General features: G+C 45.2%; 6 protein-coding genes. 1 reads left to right on the top strand and 5 read right to left on the bottom strand.

The window, feature by feature from the left end; all coding sequences use genetic code 11:
• Positions 1–96: 96 nt before the first annotated feature.
• From ACQY6Q_RS16735 to ilvY, 5 genes are all read right to left on the bottom strand, one after another.
• Positions 97–843, bottom strand: a complete 747-nt coding sequence (locus ACQY6Q_RS16735) for a putative glycoside hydrolase (RefSeq protein ID WP_427983214.1) — start codon at positions 841–843, stop codon at positions 97–99.
• Positions 844–1482: 639 nt separating this feature from the next.
• Complete coding sequence (gene ubiK / locus ACQY6Q_RS16730) at positions 1483–1737, bottom strand: ubiquinone biosynthesis accessory factor UbiK (RefSeq protein ID WP_427983212.1); 255 nt, start codon at positions 1735–1737, stop codon at positions 1483–1485.
• A gap of 67 nt (positions 1738–1804) precedes the next feature.
• Positions 1805–2581 (bottom strand): substrate-binding periplasmic protein, encoded by a 777-nt coding sequence (locus ACQY6Q_RS16725; RefSeq protein WP_427983210.1) that lies wholly within the window; start codon positions 2579–2581, stop codon positions 1805–1807.
• On the bottom strand, positions 2562–3035 hold the full coding sequence (ybaK, locus tag ACQY6Q_RS16720; RefSeq protein ID WP_427983207.1) for a Cys-tRNA(Pro) deacylase: 474 nt from the start codon (positions 3033–3035) through the stop codon (positions 2562–2564). The genes ACQY6Q_RS16725 and ybaK overlap by 20 nt, the downstream gene beginning before the upstream one ends.
• Before the next feature lie 20 nt (positions 3036–3055).
• On the bottom strand, positions 3056–3937 hold the full coding sequence (gene ilvY, locus ACQY6Q_RS16715) for an HTH-type transcriptional activator IlvY (protein ID WP_427983206.1): 882 nt from the start codon (positions 3935–3937) through the stop codon (positions 3056–3058).
• Positions 3938–4147: 210 nt separating this feature from the next.
• Between ilvY and ilvC the strand changes: the two genes are divergently transcribed.
• Positions 4148–5629, top strand: a complete 1482-nt coding sequence (gene ilvC, locus ACQY6Q_RS16710) for a ketol-acid reductoisomerase (protein ID WP_055733079.1) — start codon at positions 4148–4150, stop codon at positions 5627–5629.
• Positions 5630–5874 lie beyond the last annotated feature (245 nt).

Here is a 5874-nt window from a genome sequence, read left to right as displayed (position 1 = left end):
AAAGCGATAGCGGAAATATAATTCAAACGTTTCATCTTTAGCTCTCTTTATTAAAGTCACCACGTATTGTGGAATACGTGGCGACCAGATCAGTGCTTATTCACAAGTCCAAGCAACGGCACCCTCAGGAGCAACGGCACTATCACTAATTACCACTTTGCCTATTTCATAGGTTACTTGCTCATCTTGCTTGATAACAAAACGTAGCGGCTGGTGTACTTTGGTGATGTCAAATGCGCCAGTTTCATCCTGCACAGAAAAACAGCTCATAGGAACGGCCACGGTTTGCCAGCCATCGGCTTCTAAATCAGCCAATTGATTTTGGCTAAAATAAAATGCTTTGCGGTTTTTGTAGTCATCAGTACCGGTATTGGTTTGTAACTGGATCTGGTGGTCTCCGGTTTCACTGGCTGCAGCAACAACTACCGAAAGGTCAATAAGCATAGTACCAGCTTGGTAGTCTGTTAAATCCAAGGGGCTAGCATCGTTACCAATGATGAAGTTAACCTCTGCCGCGCCACCGGTACCAGAGTTAAACGTTTCCACCTTCCAAGCATAATCACCATCATGCGTACTAGGTGTCACTTTTATAGAATTGGCTTTTTCGTAAGTCGCGTCTTTAGCTAAGTCTGTGTGTGCATAACCTTCCGTATTAGACCCAACAATAAGACTAAAACCTTCTGCCGGAACACCATCGTTAATAATAGTTAGTGCATTACCTTCTGCTGGTGGGGGTGTTACTGGGTCTGGTTCAACCGGCAAAGAAGTATCATGACATGCCACTAAAAAAAGTGAACCCGCTAATACTGTTGTGGCAAATACCATTTTATTATTCATTTCCATATCCATCTCCATTTGTTTAATTAAGGCCAATAGCGCTTACACTGAAAAGCCATAGGCCTATTCTAGCTCTGAGTAATAAATAGGAAATAGACAAGCCGCCGCTAGAAAGCCTTTTCATGGAAAATCATAAAACAACATAAGCAATGTCAAAATTTCAGCACATTTCACCTGAGGAAACGCATAGCTGAACAGGCAAAGCGCTAACTATTTGATAACTAGAGCACTAAAAATTGTGAGCCAACAACAAAAAATCGCCCTATTCAAGAGTCTAAAGGTGAGAAAGCGCCGCTTTTGTTCACATTTACCGAAGTGTTAGGCATGGCTAGATGCCAAGCTAGAATGGTAAAGCTGATATATAAAAAGAATAAAATGTAGGGAATTGACTTAGGGGAACGAATAGATAGAAGCCTCAAACCACATACGGTGTATAAAAAGTTAGGCCCCAAAAACCTTATAAATAATAAGTCTTTTTAATTTTAAAAAGGCTTAAAACTGACTCATCCAAGCTGGCAACTAATAAGAAATGGATTTTATAGTTCAAAAAACCAACAATAATTATATTGTCGGCTTTTATATATTATTAAAAAGACCCCTGTTAGTAATGAATAAACCGAGTGTCTAAGGTAAGTGAAAAAGAGTTTAATCTTTTTGATTAATCTTCAATTCCAACTCTGCCACCTTGGCTTCCAATTCGCTGAGTTTTTGGCGGGTACGCAGCAATACTTGAGTTTGTACCTCAAAGTCTTCTCGGTTAACCACATCGAGTTGGCTCAGCTTGGCCTGCACCACTTGCTTGACCTTGCGCTCAAACTCATCGCCCACATTTTTTAAGCTAGGAGGAACCAGCTCACTCACTTGTTTGGCTATTTCTTCGATCTTGCTCGGATTAATCATTCAAATCTCCTTAATTTGGTCTCATTCTATAGAAGCTTAATAGTTGGCTCAAGCTCAGCCCTTCGGCTTAATCACGCTTGGCCAGTGCCCCTTCCAGCATGAACATCCGTTGCAGCTCGCCACGCTGGCGCAAACCAAGCAAGGCCTGTTTAAGACGTTCGGCCTGTTGCTGTTGCGAAGACTGCTTAGACCAATATAAATGCCCATAACGTGTAGCAAGGTGGTATACCGGCGTGACCTGATTGGCGTGAATATGCAAGGCTTGCAAACCGTAATAAATTGAATAGTTGGTCGCCACCAATACCTCGATTCGATTTAAAACTAACATTTTAAGTGCTTGCTCAATGTGATTAAAACTGACCCGCTCGATGTTAGGGTTGTCGTCTATCTCCGGCCCATAAGCAGCGCCGCGCATTACCCCGACTCGCTTACCGTGCAATTGTTTTACACTGGAAATAGGCGCTTCACCCGCATTGGCCAAAGCCAACACTTTAACGGTAACAACTCGCCCCAAATCAACGGCAATGGCTTCTGACTCAGGGCTGGCAAACATGATTGCAAAGTCACTTTCACCACTGGCGATTTCTTTAATCACACGCGGGTAAGGAAGCATTTGATTGCTCATGGCTATGCCAGCTTCTTCACTTAACGCTCTGGCAAAGCGCAGCAGTAAACCTTGTTCTACCAGTTCGGGCTCAAGATAACCCCAGGGTTTAATGATGGAGGTAGCAAATTTTGCTGGAGCGAGGGGCTCAGCCGATAGGCCAACGCTAAACAGCGCCAGTAACAGCGCTAACCGTCTCCCATTTAACCAGCAACCAACATCAATGACTAAGCGTAACAAATTGAGCCCCAAGAACCGTCGCTAGCACCTTGGCGCTTAGCTGCAAAGACAAGCCGCGCTTACCGGCACTGACCACTATTTCCGTTAAGTTGTCGGCACTGCTATCAACAAAAGTGGCCAGCCGCTTTTTTTGTCCAAAAGGGCTAATCCCACCTTTTACATAACCGGTAGTGCGCTCGGCAACCGGCACTTCTGCCATACGCATCTTTTTAATTTTAGCCGCCTTGGCTAGGGCTTTAAGGTCGAGTTGGCCAGTAACCGGTACTACCGCCACCACCATGGTTTTAGGATTGTGCTCATCACAGGCAACTAGGGTCTTAAACACCTGCTCGGCGGGCAGGCCTAGTTTTTCAGCACTATCCAAGCCAAAATTGCCCTGCTGAGGATCACTTTTATATTCTAAAAGCTGAAAGACTTGTTTGGCTTTTTTAAGCTGCTGTACTGCTGGCGTCATGTCTCCCCCTTTTTAATCTGTTAATTATTGGCCGCTATTTGCCAAAACCGTTGCATTAACGGCTCGTGTAAACGGCGTGACAACATACAAATGCCCATGTCGAAGGGCTCTAAGTCTACTCCCACAGGAATACTTTGTATGCGCTCGCGCACCGGGCTATTGTCTACCACCACTTGTGGCGCTATGCCCACACCGCCACCTAAAGCCACCATGCTTACTATGGCCTCGTGTCCCGCCACTTTAGCATAGACATCGGGGCGAATACCCATTTGCTTAAACCAGTGGTCGATGCGCGCCCGCGCCGGACCATGCTCGGGCAAAATAATCGGTATTTGCTCCCACGGAATAGGATCCTGCACCAAAAGTTTACGCACATTGCACGCAATAGTAGGGCCAATAATCGATAAAGGCACCTTACCGATACTGGCAAAGGCAATGTTTAAGGGCAAGTGTTCAGGGCGAGCCGCCAAAGCGATGTCGACCTCGCCATTGGCGACCTTATCTACCGCTAGCGCTACATCGCCAGTTTCCAACATAATGTCGGCCTTAGGGCAGGATAGACGGTATTTATCTAAAATATCGGGAAGGTGGCTGTAACTCGCCGTCACCGAACAATAAATGGTGAGCTCGCCGGCTAACTCGGTAGAGTGCAAAGACAAATCCATTTGCAACTGACGCCATTGCTCTAACCATTGCTCGGCAAAACTACGAAAACGCAGCCCTGCATGAGTGAGTTGTACACTGCGTTTGTCGCGAATAAACAAACTACTGCCTAGCTCATCTTCCAAACGTTGAATCACTCGGCTCAAGGTAGAGGCACTAACATGCATGGCACGACTGGTTTTGGCAAAATGCAGGCTATGGCTTAGGTGTAAAAACAATTCGACACTTCTTACATCCACGGGTTTTCCTTCTTTTGCCAAACAGCTTGTATTTCATTTTATGCAATACAATATCCCAAAATCATCATTTTACGCAATTCAGTTTTAGGTTTATATTGAGCCCATCACGAGACAGCAATAAGAAACGCATCCAAAGAGGTGCCTTGGGATCTCGTAAACACAACGAACCAACCATCATCATTAATTAACGCTATTTTTACGGAGTCAAACATGGCTAATTATTTCAACACCCTAAGCCTACGCGAGAAGCTAGAGCAATTAGGTAAATGTCGTTTTATGGATCGCAGCGAATTTGCTGATGGTTGTAACTTTATTAAAGATTGGAACATCGTTGTGGTGGGCTGTGGCGCTCAAGGTCTAAACCAAGGCCTAAACATGCGTGACTCTGGCCTAAACATTTCTTACGCTTTACGTGAAGCCGCCATCAAAGAAAAACGCGCGTCTTTCGTTCAAGCTACCGACAACGGTTTTAAAGTTGGCACTTACGAAGAACTAATTCCTCAAGCCGACATGGTACTTAACCTGACTCCAGACAAACAACACAGCAACGTTGTTGAAACGGTAATGCCACTAATGAAAGAAGGCGCTACTCTCGCCTACTCTCATGGCTTCAACATTGTTGAAGAAGGCATGCAAGTACGTAAAGACATCACCGTTGTGATGGTGGCGCCTAAGTGTCCAGGTACTGAAGTACGTGAAGAATACAAACGTGGTTTTGGTGTACCAACCCTAATCGCGGTTCACCCAGAAAACGACCCTCAAGGTAACGGCCTAGCGATTGCTAAAGCCTACGCTTCTGCCACCGGCGGTGACCGTGCTGGCGTACTAGAGTCTTCTTTTGTTGCCGAAGTTAAATCTGACCTAATGGGCGAGCAAACCATTCTTTGTGGTGTGCTACAAACAGGTGCTATTTTGGCCTACGACAAAATGGTTGCTGAAGGTTTAGACGCTGGCTACGCTGCTAAACTAATTCAATTTGGTTGGGAAACTGTAACCGAAGCGCTTAAGCACGGTGGTATTACCAACATGGTAGACCGTCTATCTAACCCTGCTAAGATCAAATGTTTTGACCTAGCCGACGAGCTAAAAGACCTAATGCGTCCACTGTTTGAAAAGCACATGGACGACATCATCGAAGGCGAATTCTCTTCTACCATGATGAAAGACTGGGCTAACGACGACGTTAACCTACTTAAATGGCGTGAAGAAACCGGCCAAAGCGGCTTTGAAAACGCTCCGGTATCAGACGTAGAAATCACCGAACAAGAATTCTTCGACAAAGGCATTCTATTGGTTGCCCTAGTGAAAGCCGGCGTTGAGCTAGCCTTCGAAACCATGGTTGCTGCTGGCATCATCGAAGAAAGTGCTTACTACGAGTCTCTACACGAAACTCCGCTAATTGCTAACACCATTGCTCGTAAGCGTTTATACGAAATGAACGTAGTAATCTCTGATACTGCAGAATACGGTTGTTACCTATTCTCTCACGCTGCTGTGCCACTATTGCGCGACACCGTGAACAACATCAGCCTAGAGTACATTGGTAAAGGTTTTGAAGAGCAAAGCAACGGCGTTGATAACGCTCGCCTTATCGAAGTAAACGAAGCGCTACGCAGCCACCCTGTAGAAATCGTAGGTAAGAAACTACGTGGCTACATGAAAGACATGAAGAAAATCGCCGTAGGTGGTTAAGCTTCTCGCTGTTAGCTAATGACGATTAGCTAAGGCTAGAAATACCAAGCCCCGAGCCAAGCTCGGGGCTTTTTGTTTTTAATGCTCCGCATTGGATCAAAAGCTATTTCTTTCGCCTTCGGCGACGTCATTTTTCTTTTGCGAGAAAAGAAAAACGAAGCAAAAAGAAAGCTCGCCCTGCATTATCTTCTTCCTCCGTTGCTCGTATCCAAGTGCGTCGAAAACTAAAAGGTGTTTATCACTTT

The sequence above is a fragment of the Agarivorans sp. genome (assembly GCF_050295395.1).
Taxonomy (GTDB): domain Bacteria; phylum Pseudomonadota; class Gammaproteobacteria; order Enterobacterales; family Celerinatantimonadaceae; genus Agarivorans.
This window is presented reverse-complemented; position numbering and strand designations above follow the sequence as displayed.

Coding starts and splice junctions, on each gene's coding strand:
- ACQY6Q_RS16735 (WP_427983214.1), bottom strand. CDS start 843: ATGGAAATGAATAATAAAATGGTATTTGCCACAACAGTATTAGCGGGT.
- ubiK (WP_427983212.1), bottom strand. CDS start 1,737: ATGATTAATCCGAGCAAGATCGAAGAAATAGCCAAACAAGTGAGTGAG.
- ybaK (WP_427983207.1), bottom strand. CDS start 3,035: ATGACGCCAGCAGTACAGCAGCTTAAAAAAGCCAAACAAGTCTTTCAG.
- ilvC (WP_055733079.1), top strand. CDS start 4,148: ATGGCTAATTATTTCAACACCCTAAGCCTACGCGAGAAGCTAGAGCAA.